The sequence below is a fragment of the Bradyrhizobium betae genome (assembly GCF_004123905.1).
Lineage (GTDB): Bacteria > Pseudomonadota > Alphaproteobacteria > Rhizobiales > Xanthobacteraceae > Bradyrhizobium > Bradyrhizobium betae_A.
The window spans coordinates 209,562-229,600 of sequence record NZ_MZXW01000035.1 but is presented as its reverse complement, the minus strand read 5'-3'; the positions used below and the strand labels follow the sequence as shown (position 1 = coordinate 229,600).

The window sequence follows — 20,039 nt, the reverse complement described above, 5'->3', positions numbered from 1 at the left end:
AAAAGCTTCCCAGCTCGCTCATAGTTGCGTTGGCTGCCGTAGCACCGCTGGTCGCGGGCTGCTCGGGCGGGACCGATCTGCTGTCCAAGGACGCCCAATGGTTCAACACGCCGAGCCGCCTGTTCATCCGGAACATCTCGATTGAGTCGCCGCCGCTGACCCCCGACAGGGCAGTCGGGGCCGAGGATCTGGTCAGCGCCGACGGCGCCTGTCCCGGCATGGCGCCGCCCCCCGGGCCGGCCGACGCCAACGCCTCGACGACTTCGCCGGCGCCCGCTGGCGGAACGGTCGCGCTCGGTCACACCGAATGCGACGTGGTCCGCGGCATCGGCGCGCCCTCGACCGTCAACCTCTCCGGCGATGCCGCCGGAAGGCGCGTGGCCGTCGTGACCTGGACCACCGGTCCGCGCGCGGGCATCTACACCTTCACCTCGGGCCGCCTGTCCTCGATCGAGGGCAACCCCGAGCCGCAGCCCGTGCCGAAGGCGGCCAAGCCGAAGGCCAAGAAGAAATCGGCGTAAGGCGAGCGCCTCAAGCGGCCTTTCGCCCCTTGATCGCCGTCGACCAGGCGTGAACCGTGATCGCTCCCGTCGCGGTCGCTGGCAGTCTGTCCTGGAGACGGTGTTTCAGCTCCGCGATCTCCGCATCCGACAGCCTCCCGACGATTCCACTCGGGCTGCTCACGACCATGGACAACCAATAGTCGTCGAAGTCAGCGAAGGTGCGTTCAACGACGAGCTCGCGCGTCTCGACGTCGCGGATGCCGAGCTCCGCCCAAAGCGCCTTCAGTGCCGCGAAACGCGATACTTCGGCACTCGGTGGACGTGCAGCCGGTTTGCCGATCGCGTCCAGCTCCTCCCACACATGCTGCGTCGGGGTGCCGCCGCGCATGACATCCCAGGTGTAGGACGCGACAATGCCGCCGGGTTTGGTGACGCGGAGCATTTCCGCGGCGCCCTTACGCGGATCAGGGACAAAGAACAGCACCAGCGCCATCACCGCAATGTCGAAGCGGTTGTCCTCGTACGGAAGGGCCATTGCATCGCCAATCGAAAGCTCGACCTGCTGTGCCGAGAACTTTTGGCGTGCAGTGTCAATCTGTGCGTCTGAGGGATCGATCGCGCAGACGGATGAAGGCTTAGACTTCGCGAGAATGAGCTCAGTGAACGCGCCGTTGCCGGCACCGACATCCACCCAGGCTCGTCCTGCGCCCGGCGTCAGCCAGTCGAGAAAAAGAGAGCCGGCCGAACGGCTCCAGGGTGCCATGAAGCGCTCGTAGGCCGCGCCGTCGGTGAATTTGATCGGTTCGGGTGCCGACATCCGAGATCTCCCTAAAATTGCCTATCCAAATATCGCTGGGGCCGAAAAGGCCGGTCCTTTTTGTAGCATGGTGCCGCGCCGCCCGCGACGGGACACCGCAAGTTTGCGAGCCCGACATTTTCCAACGTGCAACGTAGTTGACGTGCCGCCTGTGCTACTCGCGCGCGTCCATCGCATCATCGAATAGCGGATGCCAGCCCGCGGCCTCGTCAAATCTTGTGCTCGCGTCGAGCCGTTACTTCTTAGCCGGCATCAATGTGTTCGCCGCGTTCTCGCGCGTTGAAAATCACGCTATCGTTACGAGAGATCATGCGGCCCGATGAGAGAGCTCCCGCATCCGCTGTCAAAACCGCCTCCGGAGCAAATCTGGAGGAAATCTCCAGAATAATCACGCGCGTCTCAAGCAGTGGCTCAAGCATGTCATGTTGGCGGCTGCTACGCATCGAGAGGAGGGGCTAGGTCGATCGAAGGATCTTTTGGATGTCCATTACCTCAGTGTTTTCCCCGGTTACGGGGCAGCTCACCATTTTCGGCGACAGTGCCAATAACGGCGTCGTGATCAGCCGCGACAAGGCAGGCCGCATTCTTGTCAATAACGGGCACGTGAAAACGATCGGTGGCGACCCCACAATTACCAACACCAACGAGATCGACATCTTCGGTCAAGGCGGCGACGACACGATCACCGTCAACGAATGCCACGGGCCGATGCCCGCGGTGCACATTTTTGGCGGCGACGGCAACGACAGGATCACCGGTGGCTCGGGCGCCGATCTGCTGTTCGGTCAGGCCGGCGACGATGTGATCAAGGGTGGCGGCGGCAATGATCTGCTGTTCGGCGGCGCGGGGAACGATACGCTGGATGGCGGCAGCGGCGACAATCAGCTGTTCGGCGAGGCCGGCAACGACCTCATGATCTGGAATCCCGGCGGCGGCACCAATCTGTTCGAGGGCGGTGACGGCAACGATACGGCGCAGGTCAACGGCAGCAATGACTCCGAGACGTTCACGATCACGGCGAACGGCACGCGCGTGCGGCTGGACGGCACGGGTGCCGCGCCATTTTCGCTCGACATCGGCACGACGGAGAATCTCGTGCTGCACGCCGGTGGCGGCGACGATGTCATCACCGCGGGCAACGGGCTCGTCAGCCTGATCTCGCTGACGCTCGATGGCGGCGCCGGCAACGACCGGATCACCGGCGGCGATGGCAATGATCTGATCATCGGCGGCAGCGGCGACGACATCGTCAATGGCGGGCGCGGCAACGACGTCGCCCAGCTCGGCACCGGCGACGACACCTTCATCTGGAATCCCGGCGACGGCAGCGACACGGTCGAAGGCGGATCGGGCAACGACAAGCTGTTGTTCAACGGTGCGAACATCAGCGAGACCATCGACATCTCGGCCAATGGCGGACGGGTTCGCTTCACCCGCGACGTCGCCAACATCACGATGGACCTCAACAGCATCGAGCAGATCGAATTCGATGCGCGCGGCGGCGCCGACAACATCACCGTCGGAGATCTCACCGGGACCGGCGTCAAGCAGGTGCTGGTCGATCTCGCAGCCGTTCCCGGCGGCACGCAAGGCGACGGCGCGGCTGATACGGTGACCGTCAACGGCACCGGCGGCAATCAGCACATCGAGGTCACGGCCGTGGGCACGACCGTCACTGTGACGGGCTTGCCGGAGGTCGTGACGATCGCAAATGCGGAGGCCGCCAACGACCGGCTGGTAATCCAGGCGCTCGGCGGCAACGACGTCATCGATGCATCCGCGCTTGCCGCTGTGATCGGCCTGACGATCGACGGCGGTGCAGGGAACGACACCATCACCGGCAGTCAGGGCGCCGACACCCTGATCGGCGGCGACGGCAACGACAAGGTCATCGGCGGCCGCGGCAATGACGTCGCGCTTCTCGGTGCGGGTGACGATCTGTTCACGTGGAATCCCGGTGAGGGCAGCGACGTCGTCGAAGGCGGCACGGGAACGGATACGCTGGTGTTTAACGGCTCCAATGCAGCCGAGAACATGTCGATCTCGGCGAACGGAAGCCGCGCGCTTCTCACCCGCGACGTCGGCACCATCGTGATGGATCTCAACGGCGTCGAGCGCGTGCAGATCGCCACCGCGGGCGGCGCCGACAACATCACTGTCAACGATCTAACGGGCACCGGGGTGACGCAGGTCGCCATCGACCTCAGCGCCAGCCCAGGTAGCCAGAGCGGTGACGGCGCGGCGGACCGTGTGACGGTGAACGGCACGGCCGGTGACGACAACATCTCGGTCGTGACGTCAGGCGGATCGATCGTTGTCAACGGCCTCGCCGCCCAGGTGACGATCGCACATGCAGATGCCGGTGATGTGCTGACCGTCAACGGCGGAGGTGGCAACGACGTCATCAACGCCTCCGCGATCAAGGCTGGGCAGCTGTTCAGCCTCAACATCAACGGTGGCGACGGCAACGACACCATCACCGGCAGCGCCTGCAACGACACCGTGATCGGCGGACGCGGCAACGATGTCGCCAATCTCGGCGCCGGCGACGACACCTTTATATGGAATCCCGGCGACGGCAGCGACATCGTCGAAGGCGGCAAGGGCACCGACGCGCTGCTATTCAACGGCGCCAATATCAGCGAGAACATCAACATCTCGGCCAATGGCGGAAGGGTGCTGTTCACCCGCGATGTCGCCGCCATCGCGATGGACCTCAATGGGGTCGAGCACATCGACTTCAACGCCCTCGGCGGTGCCGACAACATCACAGTCAACGACCTCTCCGGCACCGGCGTCAACCAGGTCAACCTCGACCTCGGCGCCAATGACGGCGCCGCTGACACCGTGACCATCAACGGAACCGGCGGCAGCGACGTCATCATGGTAACCGAGCACGACGGCATCATCACGGTGTCGGGGCTCGGCCAGGACATCAATATCAGCGATGCCGGCGCGGGCGACAGGATCGTCATCAACGGCCTCGATGGCGACGACGTCATCACGGCCTCCGGCCTGCACGGCGGCATCCAGCTCGTGGCCAATGGCGGCAATGGCGACGACATCCTGATCGGCAGCCCCGGCAACGACACGCTGGCCGGTGGCGCGGGGGACGACGTGCTGATCGGCGGTGGCGGTGCCGATATCCTTGATGGCGGCAGCGGCAACAACGTCGTCATCAACGGAGGCGGAGCGTTTGCAGCCGCGATGATGCTCAACCAGGCCATGGCGGCGAGCTTTGTTCCGGCAGGCGACGGTCACGGCGAGATGCCGTTGCCCGATCCGCACGCGGCGCAGACCCAGACGCTCGCTCCGCCGCAGCACGCCTGATACCCGCTGCTCCAGCCTGGAGAACGCTCATGACGACGAACGTGGTCCCGAGTGATACGGGGCTCGACGCGCTGCTCACCCTGCTGCATATGCAGGGTGTTGCCGCCGATCGCGACCAGCTCAGGCACCGGAGCGGAACGGAAAATTTTGGCGCAGCGGACATCATCCGCTGCGCTAGATCTCTCGGACTGAAGGCCCGAACCTATCGCACGCAATGGAGCCGCCTGGCCGGCAGCCCGCTGCCGGCGATCGCGATGCTGCGCGACGGTAGTTTTATGGTCATCGCAAAAGCCTCCGCGGACAAGGTGCTCGTGCAGTCGCCGCAGGCGCAGCGCCCGGTACTGATGGAGCGCGATGAGCTGTGCGCGATCTGGGCCGGCGGGTTGATCCTGATGGCTCGGCGTGCCGGGCTATCCGACCTTGGCCGCCAGTTCGACATCACCTGGTTCATCGGCGCGATCGGCAAATACCGGCGGCTGCTGGGCGAGGTGGTGGCCGCCTCGTTCTTCCTCCAGCTGTTCGCGCTTGTCTCGCCGCTGTTCTTCCAGGTCGTGATCGACAAGGTGCTGGTGCACCGCTCGCTGTCCACGCTCGATGTTCTCGTCATCGGCCTTGTCGTCGTCTCGCTATTCGACACCGTGCTCGGAATCTTGCGCAATTATCTGTTTGCGCACACCACCAACCGCATCGACGTCGAGCTGGGCGCGCGCCTGTTCCATCATCTGCTGGCGCTGCCGATGGCGTGGTTTCAGGCGAGGCGCGTCGGCGATTCCGTGGCGCGCGTGCGCGAGCTCGAGAACATCCGCAATTTTATCACCTCTTCGTCGCTGACGCTTCTGATCGACCTGGTCTTCACCTCGGTGTTTCTGGCGGTGATGTTCGCCTATTCGCCGCTGATGACCTGCATCGTGCTCGGATCGTTTCCGTTCTACATCGCAATCTCGGCGGTGGCGACGCCGCTGTTTCGCCGCAGGCTGGACGAGAAATTCCGCCGCGGCGCTGAGAACCAGGCGTTTCTGGTCGAGAGTGTCAGCGGAATCGAGACGCTGAAGGCGATGGCGGTCGAGCCGCAGATGCAGCGCCGCTGGGAGGAGCAGCTTGCCGGCTACGTCGCCGCGAGCTTTGGCGTCACCAGCCTCGGCAACACCGCGAGCCAGCTTGTGCAGTTCGTCAGCAAGATCGTCACGGCCGCGATTCTCTATGTCGGCGCGCGGCTCGTGATCGGAGACGCCCTGACCGTCGGCGAGCTTGTCGCGTTCAACATTTTTGCAGGGAGGGTTTCGGCCCCGGTGCTACGGCTGGCGCAGGTCTGGCAGGATTTTCATCAGGCGCGGCTCTCGATCGCGCGGCTCGGCGACATCCTCAACAGCGCGGCAGAGCCGGCTTACTCCGCAGGTCGCGCGGGAATGCCGCCGCTCCGGGGCAACATCCGCTTCGAGCACGTGGCATTCCGCTACCGGCTCGACGGGCCGGAAATCCTGCGCGACGTCTCGTTCGATATTCCGGCGGGCCAAACCGTCGGCATCGTGGGGTCCTCGGGCTCGGGCAAGAGCACCTTTGCAAAGCTGGTGCAGCGGCTCTACGTGCCGCAGGGCGGCCGCGTGCTGATTGACGGCATGGATCTGATCATGACCGATCCGGCCTGGCTGCGGCGGCAGATCGGCGTGGTGCTCCAGGACAACATGTTGTTCAACCGTTCGGTGCGCGACAACATCGCACTGGCCGATCCGACCCTGCCGATGGACCGCATCATGGATGCGGCAATGCTTGCGGGCGCGCATGATTTCATTCTGGAGCTCCCTGAGGGCTACGACACGGTCGTCGGCGAGCGTGGCTCGACGCTCTCGGGCGGGCAACGCCAGCGCATCGCGATTGCGCGTGCGCTGGTGAGCAATCCCCGGATCCTGATCTTCGATGAAGCCACCAGCGCGCTCGACTATGAGAGCGAGCGGATCATCCACGACAACATGAAGGAGATCGCGAGGGGCCGCACGGTGCTGATCATCGCGCATCGCCTGTCCACCGTCCGCGGCGCCGATCGCATTTTTACGCTGGAGCGGGGACGTCTGGTCGAGGATGGCACGCATGAGGCGCTGATCAGGAACGGCGGACGTTACGCAGCGCTGCATCGGCTTCAGGGAGGGATCTATGAGGTCGGCTAGCACCGCTTCCGCCCGCGAGGAACCGAGGGTCGTTCCTTTCCGGAACGCAAAGGGCCGCCGCGTCGAAGAGATCGCTTTCCTGCCCGCGGCGCTGGAAATCACCGAGACGCCACCATCGCCAATCGGTCGCGCCATCGCGATGGCCCTGATGGCTCTCGTCTGTGCCGCGCTCGCATGGTCGGCCTGGGGCACGATCGACATCGTGGCGTCCGCAACCGGCAAGGTCGTGTCGAGCGGAAGGAGCAAGGTGGTGCAGCCGTTTGAGACCGGTGTGGTGCGCGCGATCCACGTGCAGGATGGGCAGACGGTCAAATCAGGCGATTTGCTGATCGAGCTCGATCCGACCGTGAACGCGGCAGAGCGCGACCATCTGCACGACGATCTCATGGCCGAGCGGCTCAATATCGCGCGCCTCCGTGCTGCGCTCGCAAGCGGTGAGGATAGCTCCGCCGATCTCGTCCCACCCGCGGATGCCGATCCCGTGCTGGTCGCAACGCAGCGGCAGTTGCTCGCCAATCAGGTCAGCGAGCACAGGGCCAAGCTGGCTGCGCTGGCGCGCCAGGAGGCGCAGAAGGACGCCGAGCATCAGACGATCGTCGCAACGATCCACAAGCTGGATGCGCTGCTCCCGGTCACGGGGCAGCGCGTCGATATCCGCAAGACGCTGATGGAAAAAGAGATCGGCTCGAAGCTGACTTATTACGAGACGCTTCAGCTTCAGATCGAGCAGCAGGAGGAGCTTCGCGTCCAGAGCAGCCGCCTGAAGGAAGCCGAATCCGCCGTCGCCGCGATCCGCGAGACCCGCATCCAGGCCGTGGCCGAGTATAGGAAGAGCCTGTCGGACGAGCTTGCCAAGAGCGAGCAGAAGGCCAATGGCGTCGCGCGCGATCTGATCAAGGCGCAACAGCGGACAAAACTCCAGCAATTGACGTCGCCGGTTGATGGCGTCGTGCAGCAGCTTGCGGTCCACACCGTCGGCGGCGTGGTCACGCCCGCGCAATCGCTGCTGGTGATCGTCCCGTCAGATACGCGGCTCGAGATCGAGGCGATGATCTCCAACCGCGATATCGGCTTCGTCGAGGCCGGGCAGGGCGCCGCCATCAAGATCGACACTTTTAATTTCACCCGTTACGGCCTGCTCGAAGGCCGGGTGCTGAGCGTCTCGCAGGACGCCATCATCCGCGACCGTCCGCCGGAGCGCGGCGACCGCGCGTCCGGGTCGCAGCACGACAGCAGCGAACCCAACGGGCAGGAGCTGAGCTACAGCGCCCGCATCTCGCTTGATCGTACCCGGATGCAGGTGGACGACCGCCTCGTCAGCCTGTCCCCGGGCATGGCGGTGACCGTGGAGATCAGGACCGGCTCGCGCACCATTTTGAGTTATCTTTTGTCGCCATTGCAGCGCTACCGGCACGAAATCATGCGGGAGCGCTAGTGCTCGCCGATTAGATTAAGTGTTTCAATGACTTGAATGGTCTTTCGGTCCTCAGGCCACAGCCCGTCCGCTACTGTGCATGGGGTTGTTTTTCAGTTTTTGAATCTAGCCCGCCGCCTCATCAAACTGCGTGCTCGCCTCCAGCCACTGCTCCTCCGCCCGCGCCAGCGCGTCCGCGGCATTCGCGCGGGCCTTCGATAGTTGCGCGGCCTGCTTGGGATCCCTGGTGAAGATGTCGGGTAGCGAAAGCGCGGTGTCGATCTTGGTGATGATGTCGCTGACGCGCGCGATCTCGCTCTCGGCTTCCGCGATCCGCTTCTTCAGCGAGCCGCGATTGTCCGACTTCGGACGCTGCGGCTTCTCGTTTGGCGCGCTACGCTCGCGCGGGGCGGGCTCACCGTTGCGCGATGACAGCACCAAGCGGCGATACTCGTCGAGGTCGCCGTCGTAATTGGTGACGGTGCGGTCGGCGACGATCCAGAGCTGGTCGGCGCAGGCTTCGATCAGATAGCGGTCATGCGAGACCATGATCACCGCGCCGGGGAATTCGTTGATGGCTTCGGCAAGTGCTGCGCGGCTGTCGATGTCGAGATGGTTGGTCGGCTCGTCCAGAATGATCATGTTGGGGCCGAAGAAGGTCGCAAGGCCCAGCAGCAGCCGCGCCTTCTCGCCGCCCGACAATTTACTGACCTTGGTGTCGGCCGCCTTTCCGGAGAAGCCGATCCCGCCGGCGCGGGCGCGCACCTTTGCTTCGGGCGCCTCGCCCATCAGCTTGCGGACGTGGTCGTAGGCGGAGCCGTCCTCGTTCAGCTCGTCGAGCTGGTGCTGGGCGAAATAGGCGATCGACAGCTTGTCGGCGCGCGTCACCTTGCCGGAGAACGGCGCGAGACGGCCGGCGAGCAGTTTGACGAGCGTCGATTTGCCGTTGCCGTTGGAGCCGAGCAGCGCGATGCGATCGTCATTGTCGACGCGCAAGGTGACGCGGCCGAGCACGGGCGCTGCCGGGTCATAGCCGACCGCGGCGTTGTCGACGGCGATGATCGGCGGCGACAGGATCTTCTCCGGCGCGGGGAAGCTGATCTCGCGCACATCCTGGGTGACCAGCGCCGTGATCGGCTTCAGCCGCTCCAGCATCTTCACGCGGGACTGCGCCTGCCGGGCTTTCGAGGCCTTGGCCTTGAAGCGGTCGACGAAGGCTTGCAGGCGCGCGCGCTCGGCCTCCTGACGCTTGACGGCTTTGGCGTCGAGCATCTCGCGCATGGCGCGCTGTTCCTCGAACGACGAGTAGGTGCCCTTGTAGAGCGTGAGCTTGCCGCGCTCCAGATGCAGGATCTGGTCGACCGAGCTTTCGAGGAGATCGCGGTCATGGCTGATCACGATCACCGTGCGCGGATAGTGCGCGAGGTGATCCTCCAGCCACAGCGTTCCCTCGAGATCGAGATAGTTGGTGGGCTCGTCGAGCAGCAGCAAGTCAGGGGCCGCGAACAGCGTCGCGGCGAGCGCAACGCGCATGCGCCAGCCGCCGGAGAATTCGGCGCAGGGGCGCAGTTGGTCGGTGGCGGAGAATCCGAGGCCGGAGAGGATCGCGGCCGCCCGGCTCGGCGCCGAATGGGCGTCGATGTCGACCAGCCGGGTCTGGATCTCCGCGATCCGGTGCGGATCGATGGCGCTCTCGGCCTCATGCAGCAGGGCGTCGCGTTCGAGGTCGGCCTTGAGCACGACCGAGATCAGGCTTTCCGGGCCGTTCGGAGCCTCCTGCGCGAGGCTGCCGACGCGCCAGCGTGGCGGCAGGGACACCGTGCCGTGCTCTGCGGCGAGCTCGCCCCGGATCACCTTGAACAGGGTTGATTTCCCGGTGCCGTTGCGCCCGACCATGCCGACGCGAGATCCGGGCGTGATCTGCACGGAACTCTGGTCAATCAGAAGGCGTCCGGCGAGGCGGATCGAGAGGTCGGTGATGGATAGCATGCGGCCTTGTCACCGCAGGTGGGATCAAACGCAACCCGATTTTTCGTCAGTGTGAGTCGTGCTCGCGCTGCTTCAGCTCGTTGAGGAGCTGCTCCAGATGCGTCGGGAGCCGGGTTTCGGGGCGCAGGCTCTGCTGGAGCCGTTCGCCCACGGCATCGCAAATCGAGCGGCTGGTGCGCCGGTCGATCTGTTCGCAGTCATTGGCAGAAAGGCCAGCCATGATGGAGTTCCGTGTTTCAAAGTGAAGACACGGTACCAAGTCCTTGGCCCCCAAAATGGTTTCGCGGACGGTGGGGGATGCCCGGCATTCTAGTAAAAATTGTATGAATTTGGCGTGTCGGCCCAAATACAAAGCCCCGGCGCAGGGGGAAACGCCGGGGCTTCGCTTGGAAGGTACCCTGGGGGGAAGGTACCTCTGGAAGGTATTTGAGAAAGGTGCTGTCGGGCTCAGTAGCAGCGGTTGATCAGCCGCCAGCGGGGGCCCCAGGGGGTCGGGACCAGCCGGCGCACATAGCAGCCACCGCCATAACCGTAGGCGACGGGGGCGTAGAAGCGGGGGCCACCCCAGCCGTAGCCGTGATGCCAGCCACCGCCGCCGCCGTGCCAGCCCCAGCCGCCGCCATGCCAATGAGCCGAGGCGGAGGTCGGTGCCAGCGCGGCACCCAGCGCGACCGCAGCGACAGCGGCAAGCGAAAGTTTCCTCAACATGGTGATCTCCTCAAAACTGCCGGCGCGGGGCTATCGCGTCGATGCAAAAGCCGCCGAAACGGTCCGCCTTATATTCAGGCTTCGGTTTCGATAGGCCTGACCTTACGCCGGCGAAGCTGAACCGGACCCTGACAGAGGTTTCAGATTGGGTTCATCTGGGTGAAATTGTTGTAATCCATGCTGGATTCCCGGACCGGGCCCTGCGGCGAAGCGCCTGTGAGCGCCGTTCCGGCCGTCGCTTGCCGTTCGGCGGCGGCGCCGATATAAGCCCCGCAACTCGCAAAACCATCGCTTTCTTCTCAAGGACAAGATTATGGCCATCGAACGCACCTTCTCGATCATCAAGCCCGACGCGACCGCCCGTAACCTGACCGGCGCGGTGAACGCCGTGATCGAAAAGGCGGGCCTGCGTATCGTTGCGCAGAAGCGCATCCGCATGACCAAGGAGCAGGCCGAGACCTTCTATGCGGTCCACAAGGCCCGCCCGTTCTTCGGCGAGCTCGTCGAGTTCATGACCTCGGGCCCGGTGGTCGTCCAGGTGCTGGAAGGCGAGGGCGCGGTTGCCAAGTATCGCGACGTGATGGGCGCGACCGATCCGTCCAAGGCGGCCGACGGCACCATCCGCAAGCTCTACGCAAAGTCGATCGGCGAGAACTCCGCTCACGGCTCGGATGCCCCGGAGACCGCTGCGATCGAGATCGCGCAGTTCTTCTCGGGCAACGAGATCGTCGGCTGATCCGTCAGCCGACAGGTTAATTTCGACGGGGCGAAAGGACGTATTGTGAACTGGCTCTGGCAGGTCTTCGATCCCGCTACGATCGGGGCATTCTTCACCCAGTTCCGCAACGAGATGGCCGAACCGACCTTCTGGATTGCGGTCGGCAAGATCATCTGGATCAACATCCTGCTCTCCGGCGACAACGCGCTGGTGATTGCGCTTGCCTGCCGCGGCCTCAAGCCGCGGCACCGGCTGTGGGGCATGATCCTGGGCGCCGGCGCGGCGGTGCTGCTGCGAATCATCTTCACCGGCATCGTCGCGAGCCTGATGGAGCTGCCGTATCTCAAGCTCGTCGGTGGTCTCGCGCTGATCGTGATCGCGGCCAAGCTGCTGGTGCCGGAACAGGAGGACGAGGACGGCGTCGAGTCGGCCTCGCATCTGTGGCAGGCGGTGCAGATCGTCGTCGTCGCCGACATCGTCATGAGCCTCGACAACGTCATCGCGGTCGCTGCCGCCGCCAACGGCAGCGTGCCGCTGCTGGTGCTCGGCCTCGCCATCAGCGTGCCCCTGATCGTCGCCGGTGCGGCGCTGATCATGGCGCTGCTCGCCAAGCTGCCTGTGCTGGTCTGGGCCGGTGCTGCGCTGCTCGGCTGGATCGCGGGCGAGGTGATCGCGACCGATCCCGGCATCGCGCCGAAGCTTCACACGCTGTTCGACGGCCCGTTCGGCGCTTCGCTGGACAAGATGCTCTCCAGCCTGCGCATCCCGCTGCAATTCGGCCATGGCGGGTCGGGCGGCGAATATCTCTGCGCGGCGCTCGGTGTCGTGGTGGTGCTGATTGTCGGCACCATCTGGCGCCGGCGCAGCCTGAGCGCGGCCGCGCTCGAATCCTCCGAGCGGCACGCCAAGGCCTCGGCTGAGTAATTCTCAAGCCTTTAGCAGTTGGCGTATCAGTCTTGCCGGCGCACGCGCGCCGGCGAGCATTTCGGCTTCTCGCGAACTCTCCCCGAGCTCTCCCGTCAAGCGGTCGCGCGTGGCGCGCTTCGACATGTCGCAGCGTGACGCACAGCGTTCGCAACCTCTGGGCGATCTAGAGTTTATCTCATTATAAACTGCTGAAACGAAAGGCCACTTTCGTTGACTCGATAACGCTGCCCGCGGCACGTCGCTCCGTCGTTCATGTTCATGAAATCGGAAGCTGGTGCCATGCCGTCGCGAGTCATTCGCCGTCCTGTTGCTGTTCTTGCCGCCACGGTCAAAACAGTTCCGACATATTCCGGCCCAATGGCCTTCGCGGTCACTGTGGCGTCCATCGCCTTGTTCGGCGCCGTGCTGCCGCGGTGCGCCAGCGCGCAAAGCTCGGCGCCAGAGGCGGAGCGCGGGACCACGTTGCCGGCGGTGACCGTGACCGCAGACGCGCCGAAGCCGCGCGCGCGCCCGCGATCCAGCCCTGGCCGAACGACGGCCCGCGGCAGATCGCGTGCAACCGAGCGGCCCACGGTCCAGGCGGAAGGAAATCCCGCCGCGCCGAAACGGGGCTCGCTTCCGCCGTCCTACGCAGGTGGTCAGATCGCTCGTGGAGGCCAGGTCGGCTTGCTCGGCAACAAGGATTTCATGGATACGCCGTTCAACGTCACCAGTTACACGGCGAAGAAGATCGAAGATCAGCAGGCCGTCACCGTAGCCGACGTCGTCAGCAATGACCCTTCGGTCCGTTTCACGGGGCAGACCGGCGGCATTCTCGACTCCTTCTTCATCCGCGGCTTTCCGATCGGCGAGGGGAATGTCGGAGAAATTGCCTTCAACGGCGTCTATGGCGTTGCGCCGAACTACCGTGTGTTCACCGATTACGTCGAGCGCATCGAAATCATCAAGGGCCCGACCGCGCTGCTTTACGGCATGGCCCCGAACAGCAGCGTCGGTGGCACGATCAACATCGTTCCTAAACGTGCCGGGGATGTCGATCTTACACGGGTTACGACTGACTATGCGACCAGCTCCCAGCTAGGCACGCATCTCGACGTGAGCCGACGGTTCGGCGAGAACCGCGAATTCGGAATTCGCGTCAATGGCAGCTACCACAATGGCGACACGCCGCTGGACAACCAAAGCCGGGAGGCGCATGTCGGTTCCGCGGCGTTCGACTATCGCGGCGAGAGATTCAGGGCTTCGCTCGACTTCATCGATCAGGAAGAGAAGTTCGACGCTCCCACGAGGCCGTTTCTGGTCGCAACCGGCGTAGCTGTCCCGACCGCTCCGGCCGGGACGCGCAATGTCACGCAGGCCTGGGAATGGTCCAAGGTGCATGACAACTCGCTGCTGGGGCGCGCCGAATACGATGTGACGGATTCCGTGACGGTGTTCGCCGACGCCGGTGGCGGCAGGACCCAGGTCGACCGTCTGTTTGGCACGCCGACGATCTTGAACGCGGCCGGCAATACCACCTCGACGCCGGGGCGCTTCAAGTTCGACATCGACAGGAACGTGGCGGACGCCGGCGTGCGCGCCCGGTTTGAAACCGGCGCGATCGCTCATGCCGTGAGTTTCCAGGGGAGCTACTACACAGATGAGATCTCGCGGGGCTCCGTGTCTGGCACGCCTGTTCTGTCCAACATCTATGCGCCGATCACCCGTCCCGAGCAGCTCGTTGCGGCTCCCGCGACTGTTCCGAAGCTTTCAGATACCGAATTGACCGGCCTGGCGCTGGCCGACACGTTGTCCGTTTTCCAGGAGCGTATTCAGCTGACCGTCGGCGTCCGGCAACAGGGCGTCAAGTCGAACAACTACAACACCGCCACGGGCGCGGTCACCGCTTCCTATGACCAGACGGCGCTCACGCCGATGGTCGGCCTCGTCGTCAAGCCCTGGAACAACGTTTCGCTTTACGCCAACTACATCGAAGGGCTCAGCAAAGGCGACATCGCACCGACGACGGCGAGCAATTCCGGAGAAGTCCTTGCGCCTTATTTCAGCAAGCAGCAGGAAGCAGGCGTCAAGGTCGATTTCGGCATGCTGGCCACCACGATCAGCGTGTTCGAGACCACCAAGCCGTCGGGACAGCTGGGTACCGACAAGGTCTTCCGGGCCGACGCTGAACAGCGCAATCGCGGCGTGGAATTCACGGTGTTCGGCGAGGTGCAGCCGGGCGTTCGCGTGCTTGGCGGGGTGACGCTGATCAATCCGGAGCTGACAAAGACGAGCACGCTAGCCAATCTCGGCAAGACGCCGATCGGTGTGCCTCAGGTGCAAGCCAATCTGTCCGCTGAATGGGACACCCCGTTCGCGCCCGGTCTGACGCTGGTCGCCAACACGGTCTATACGGGATACCAATATCTGGATGCGGCAAACACGCAGGTCGTTCCGGCATGGACGAGACTCGACCTCGGTGCCCGTTACGTCACGCGCATCAACAACCGGCCGGTCACGCTGCGGGCGCTGGTCCAGAACGTGTTCGACAAGAATTACTGGGCTGGCGTGGCGAGCTTCTCCGCCTTGTCACAAGGCGCGCCACGAACCCTGCTCTTGTCGATGTCGACCGATTTCTGAGCCAGGCCGAATGCTGCCCGGACGCGTGCGGCATGTCCTGCTGTGGTCTCACCGATGGCTGGGATTGCTCGGTGGTATCGTCGTCGTGCTGATCGGCCTGACCGGAAGCTTTATTGTCTTCTACCGGGAGATCGACGTTGTCCTAAATCCGGCGCTCTACGCTGCCGCTGGTCCGGAACAGAGGATCACCTTGAGCGAGGTGATGCGTGCCGCTGCGGCAGCGGATCCCGCGCCGATTGCCACGATCCTGGCGCCGGATCGTACCTGGCCGGTCTGGATCGTGATCCATGCGCACGAAATCGCGACAGGCCGCTATCCGAATCGCTGGACGACCATGGTCGATCCTTCGAACGGGAAGGTGCTTGGGCGGCGTGACTACGCCAACGCGTTCGCACTCAAGGTCTATCGTCTTCATTACACGCTGTTGCTCTATGAGTGGTGGGGCAAAGAGCTGGTCGGCGTGGTCGGCTTCATACTGCTCGGCCTCACCCTGTCGGGCCTCATCCTGTGGTGGCCGCGGGCGGATCGATTCTGGCGATCGGTGTCGGTGCGAACGAACGTTTCGCTATTTCGATTTGTTTTCGACGTTCATCGTGCGGCCGGCTTTTGGGCGCTGCTCGCGCTTCTGGTGATCTCAATCACAGGAGCCGGGATCATCTTTCCCGGCGTGGTGCGCCCTGTCATTGGCCTTCTGTCGCAACCGACAACCGATCCGTCGCCGCGGATTGAAACACCGCCTTCGGCTGGGACGCCGCAGCTCGCGGCGGACACGATCGTGCGGATCGCGCAGGCGGCCAAGCCTGGCGTAGCTATCGCAATCCTCAATCCGCCAACCGCAACGCGCAACACGTGGCGCGTGCAGTTCCGTCCCGAGGGCGCTGATCCCGCCGTGCGGTCACGGGGCGCAATCTGGCTTGATCCATGGAGTGGCGCCGTGGTGCACGACCGCACCCCCGGCACAATGTCGATGGCTGATCGCTATCTGGCCGAACAGCTCTGGCTTCACAACGGGGCGGCGTTCGGACTCGGGGGACGCCTGCTGGTGTTCGCAGCCGGCTTCGCGCCTCTCGTCCTGTTCGTCTCTGGCCTGCTCATGTGGCTCAAGAAACGTCCCGGTAGGATAAGGACCAGCTAGCCAATCACCGCCGCACGATCGAGCCGGCGCGACTGACCAGTCGTGCGAGCTGCTTGAACCGGCTGCCGACGCGGTCGGCGACGAGGTCACCGAGCCGGTGCTCGAACACCAGCATCAGATTGCGCCCTTGGCTGCGGAATTGCGTGGCGGGCAGCACGCCCGGGCGTGCTGCCGAGATCAGATGGGCGACGCGGAACGCCGCGCCGAGGAGACGGGCGCGTTCGAGCTGGGCCGGCGTCAGCAGCTCCTGCGTGGCGACCGGCGGCTGGTTCTCCTCGCTCAGGCCCGCATAGCGATAGAACACCGAGAGGCCGACAAAGGCGCGCTCGGTGTGGGTGACCGCGCCGAAATTGCCGTTGACGACGAGGCTGAGCGTCTGCTCGCCGCGATGGTCGGGATGCACGCGCCAGCCGATGTCGGACAGCAGGCAGGCGGTGTGGCGCAGGCGGCGGTCTTCTTCGGTCTCGCGCAGCTTCACGACGCGGGCGAGGCGGTCGGTCCAGGCGATCAGCTCACGGGCGTGCTTGGCCGAACGCGACAGCAACTGGTTCAGCTCTTCCGCCGCGCAGATCAGCCCGTCCTTGTTGCGCTCGGATTCCGAGAGCTTCTCGTGCAGCAGGCCCTCGCGCACGCCAAAGGTCGAGAACACGATGGTCTTCGGCTTTGCCACGCGGATGATGTGCTCGAGCACGAGCGCCGCATAGGTGAGGAGCGGGCGGCGTGCATCGGCGACGATCTCGATGTCGGCGAGCATGCCAGTGGCCGCAAGCCGGCGCAGACGACGCGAGAAGTCGAGCGCTTCGGCGGCCGAAATCGAATAGCCGTGCATCACCTGGAGCGGATAGCCGCTCTGGATGATGTGGATGCGCGCCAGCGCGCGCCAGGTGCCGCCGACGGCATAGAAGGTGCGGCCGCGGCCCGCGGTGAGCAGCTGGACCTCGTCGATCTCCTCGCGCACGATGCGGTCGGCGCGCTTGAGCGATTTGTGCGCGAGGTCCTGCAGCGCGAGGCCGCCGAGCGGCAGCGTCACGCCACTGCGCACGGCGTTCCTGCGCACGTCGATCAGCTCGAGCGAGCCGCCGCCGAGATCGCCGACGATGCCGTCGGGATGGTGGATGCCTGAGATCACGCCGAGCGCCGACAGCCGCGCCTCGCGCGGCCCCGACAGGATCTCGATCTTGACCGCGCAGATGCGCTCGGCCTTGGCGATGAAGTCGGGGCCGTTGGAGGCGTCGCGGCAGGCCGCGGTCGCGATCGCGAACACACGTCCGACCTGCATCACCCGGCACAGCGCACGAAAACGCCTGAGCGAGGTCAGCGCCTTGTCGACGGCATCGGGCGCGAGCAGGCCCGTGCTCTGCACCTCGCGCCCGAGGCCGCACAGCGTCTTCTCGTTGAAGATCGGAATGAGGCTCCGCGTCAGTCCTTCGTAAACGACGAGACGGACCGAGTTGGAGCCGATATCGATGACCGCGACGCTGGAGCCGCGCTTGCGCGGCCGCGTCACGTCAGCGATCCCGGATCAGGATTGATGACGTTCATTCCGGCGCGTGAGACGACGCGGCGAGGATTCCTTGAGCGACTTTCCACGGCCAGACAGACTCGGATTTGTCATGAAGTAGTTGTGGACGTTGAAAGGCTCCTCGCCCTTCGCCGTCTTCATACGCGTTGAGGACCCGTCCGGCAACAATTGCCAGCTCTGCTCGTTGTCCTTCAAATTCGCGACCATGATCTGTTCGAGAACCTGCTGATGCACCGTGGGATTTTGCAGCGGACATAGCACCTCGACGCGGCGGTCGAGGTTGCGCGGCATCATGTCGGCCGAGGAGATATACACAGCCGCTTTCGCGCTCGGCAGGCCCTGGCCCATGCCGAAGCAGTAGATTCGGCCGTGTTCCAGGAAGCGGCCGATGATCGACTTGACGCGGATGTTCTCCGACAGGCCGGGAATGCCGGGCCGGAGGCAGCAGATACCGCGCACCACGAGCTCGACCTGCACGCCGGCCTGCGAGGCCTCGTACAGCGCGTCGATGATGTCGGGGTCGACCAGCGCATTCATCTTCATCCACACCGCGCCGGGGCGGCCGTGCCGCGCATGCGCGGTCTCGCCCTGGATATGCTCGATGATGCGCTTGCGCAGGGTCAGCGGCGACACCGCCATCTTTTCCAGATCGCTCGGCGCGGCATAGCCGGTGATGAAGTTGAACACGCGCGCAGCGTCGCGGCCGATGGTGGGATCCGAGGTGAAGTAGGAGAGGTCGGTGTAGATGCGCGCGGTCACCGGATGATAATTGCCGGTGCCAGTGTGGACATAGGTCGTGAGGCTGCCGCCTTCGCGGCGGACCACCATCGAGAGTTTTGCGTGCGTCTTCAGTTCGAGGAAGCCGTAGACGACCTGCACGCCGGCGCGCTCCAGGTCGCGCGCCCAGCGGATGTTGGCCTCTTCGTCGAAGCGAGCCTTCAGCTCGATCAGCGCGGTGACGGATTTGCCGGCCTCGGCGGCTTCCACGAGCGCGCGCACGATCGGCGAGTTGCTGGAGGTACGGTAGAGCGTCTGCTTGATCGCGACGACATCAGGATCGCGCGTAGCCTGCTGGAGGAACTGCACCACCACGTCGAAGGATTCGTAAGGATGATGGACGACGAGGTCCTTCTGCCGGATCGCAGCAAAAATATCGCCGCCATGCTCGCGCACGCGCTCGGGATGGCGCGGCACGTAAGGGGTGAATTCGAGGTCGGGCCGGTCGAGGCGGGTGAGCTGCGACAGCTCGTTCATGGCGAGCACGCCGTCGACCAGGAACACTTCGTCGTCGGCGGCCGAGAGCGCATGCTGCACGAAGTTGCGCAGCTGCTCCGGCATCTTGGCGTCGATCTCGAGCCGGATCACCGATCCACGGCGGCGACGCTTCAGCGCGGTCTCGAACAGGCGAACGAGATCTTCGGCCTCTTCCTCGATTTCGAGCTCGGAGTCGCGGATGATGCGGAAGGCGCCCTGGCCGTGCAGATTGTAGCCGGGGAACAGGCGGTTGATGAACAGGCCGGTCGCCTGTTCCAGCGAAATGAGCCGGACGACCTTGCCGTCAGCCGGCAGGCGGATGAAGCGGTCGATCTTGCCGGGCATGCGGATGAGCGCGTTCATCTGCTTGCCGTCGGCGGCACGCGTCAGCTGGAGCGCGATGGTGAAGCCGAGGCTCGGAATGAACGGGAAGGGGTGGGCCGGGTCGATCGCCAGCGGCGTCAGCAGCGGGAACACGTTGTTGAGGAAGTAGTCCTCGATCCAGGTCCGTTCCGCCTTGGTGACGTCCTTGCCCTCGACCAGCACGATGCCGACGTCGGCCAATGTGCCGCGCAGGTCGGCCCAGATCGCCTGCTGGTCGGAAGCGAGCTGCGAGACCGTGTGGTTGATCAACGTGAGCTGCTCGGAGGGGGTCAGGCCATCGGGGCTGCGCTCGGCGATGCCTTCGCGGACCTGGGCCTTGATGCCGGCGACACGGACCATGAAGAACTCGTCGAAGTTATTCGCCGAAATCGACAGGAATCGCACCCGCTCCAGCGCGGGATGGCTGGGATTGACCGATTCCTCCAAGACGCGGCGGTTGAAATGCAGCCAGGACAGCTCGCGATTGATGAATCGCTCGGGGCTCGTTGCGATTGCCGGCAGGCTCTCGGTCTCCGTGACTTTTTCTTTAATTTCAACAGCTTGCACGGAGTCCATGA

The 20,039-nt window shown here is 64.5% G+C and carries 14 protein-coding genes; 8 read left to right on the top strand and 6 right to left on the bottom strand.

Translation table 11 applies throughout. The features are described 5' to 3' along the window. Positions 1-29 precede the first annotated feature (29 nt). Positions 30-521 (top strand): hypothetical protein, encoded by a 492-nt coding sequence (locus tag B5V03_RS26180; protein WP_206736193.1) that lies wholly within the window; start codon positions 30-32, stop codon positions 519-521. A gap of 10 nt (positions 522-531) precedes the next feature. On the opposite strand, the gene B5V03_RS26175 is transcribed toward B5V03_RS26180, so the two are convergent. Next, positions 532-1,266 (bottom strand): class I SAM-dependent methyltransferase, encoded by a 735-nt coding sequence (locus B5V03_RS26175; RefSeq protein WP_245502345.1) that lies wholly within the window; start codon positions 1,264-1,266, stop codon positions 532-534. Positions 1,267-1,800: 534 nt separating this feature from the next. Between B5V03_RS26175 and B5V03_RS26170 the strand changes: the two genes are divergently transcribed. The 3 genes from B5V03_RS26170 to B5V03_RS26160 are packed head-to-tail and all read left to right on the top strand — an operon-like array spanning position 1,801 to position 8,247. Further along, positions 1,801-4,650 carry a beta strand repeat-containing protein gene (locus tag B5V03_RS26170; RefSeq protein ID WP_129273246.1) on the top strand — a complete coding sequence of 950 codons (2,850 nt, stop codon included), beginning with the start codon at positions 1,801-1,803 and terminating at the stop codon, positions 4,648-4,650. A 29-nt stretch (positions 4,651-4,679) separates the two neighbouring features. Beyond that, positions 4,680-6,812 carry a type I secretion system permease/ATPase gene (locus B5V03_RS26165; protein ID WP_129273245.1) on the top strand — a complete coding sequence of 711 codons (2,133 nt, stop codon included), beginning with the start codon at positions 4,680-4,682 and terminating at the stop codon, positions 6,810-6,812. Further along, the gene (locus tag B5V03_RS26160; RefSeq protein ID WP_129273244.1) at positions 6,799-8,247 is read left to right on the top strand and encodes an HlyD family type I secretion periplasmic adaptor subunit; all 1,449 of its coding nucleotides are present in this window, start codon (positions 6,799-6,801) and stop codon (positions 8,245-8,247) included. Before B5V03_RS26165 ends, B5V03_RS26160 begins: the two co-directional genes overlap by 14 nt. A gap of 105 nt (positions 8,248-8,352) precedes the next feature. Here the strand turns inward: B5V03_RS26160 and B5V03_RS26155 are convergent, their stop codons facing one another. From B5V03_RS26155 to B5V03_RS26150, 3 genes are all read right to left on the bottom strand, one after another. Next, on the bottom strand, positions 8,353-10,215 hold the full coding sequence (locus B5V03_RS26155; protein WP_129273243.1) for an ABC-F family ATP-binding cassette domain-containing protein: 1,863 nt from the start codon (positions 10,213-10,215) through the stop codon (positions 8,353-8,355). Between the two features lie 46 nt (positions 10,216-10,261). After that, positions 10,262-10,435 carry a hypothetical protein gene (locus B5V03_RS41660; protein WP_164988291.1) on the bottom strand — a complete coding sequence of 58 codons (174 nt, stop codon included), beginning with the start codon at positions 10,433-10,435 and terminating at the stop codon, positions 10,262-10,264. A gap of 227 nt (positions 10,436-10,662) precedes the next feature. Further along, the gene (locus tag B5V03_RS26150) at positions 10,663-10,923 is read right to left on the bottom strand and encodes a sulfur globule protein precursor (RefSeq protein WP_129273242.1); all 261 of its coding nucleotides are present in this window, start codon (positions 10,921-10,923) and stop codon (positions 10,663-10,665) included. Positions 10,924-11,236: 313 nt separating this feature from the next. Between B5V03_RS26150 and ndk the strand changes: the two genes are divergently transcribed. From ndk to B5V03_RS26130, 4 genes are all read left to right on the top strand, one after another. Then, on the top strand, positions 11,237-11,659 hold the full coding sequence (gene ndk, locus B5V03_RS26145) for a nucleoside-diphosphate kinase (RefSeq protein WP_018456271.1): 423 nt from the start codon (positions 11,237-11,239) through the stop codon (positions 11,657-11,659). Between the two features lie 45 nt (positions 11,660-11,704). Next, on the top strand, positions 11,705-12,565 hold the full coding sequence (locus B5V03_RS26140; RefSeq protein WP_129273241.1) for a TerC family protein: 861 nt from the start codon (positions 11,705-11,707) through the stop codon (positions 12,563-12,565). 360 nt (positions 12,566-12,925) lie between these two features. Next, complete coding sequence (locus B5V03_RS26135) at positions 12,926-15,187, top strand: TonB-dependent receptor (RefSeq protein WP_433995348.1); 2,262 nt, start codon at positions 12,926-12,928, stop codon at positions 15,185-15,187. A gap of 10 nt (positions 15,188-15,197) precedes the next feature. Beyond that, positions 15,198-16,322, top strand: a complete 1,125-nt coding sequence (locus tag B5V03_RS26130) for a PepSY-associated TM helix domain-containing protein (protein WP_129273240.1) — start codon at positions 15,198-15,200, stop codon at positions 16,320-16,322. A 4-nt stretch (positions 16,323-16,326) separates the two neighbouring features. On the opposite strand, the gene ppx is transcribed toward B5V03_RS26130, so the two are convergent. Beyond that, positions 16,327-17,829, bottom strand: coding sequence for an exopolyphosphatase (gene ppx / locus B5V03_RS26125; protein ID WP_129273239.1), 1,503 nt, complete (start codon positions 17,827-17,829; stop codon positions 16,327-16,329). A gap of 15 nt (positions 17,830-17,844) precedes the next feature. Next, positions 17,845-20,037: an RNA degradosome polyphosphate kinase gene (locus B5V03_RS26120; RefSeq protein ID WP_164988335.1), complete on the bottom strand. Its 2,193-nt coding sequence runs from the start codon at positions 20,035-20,037 to the stop codon at positions 17,845-17,847. Positions 20,038-20,039: the final 2 nt, after the last annotated feature.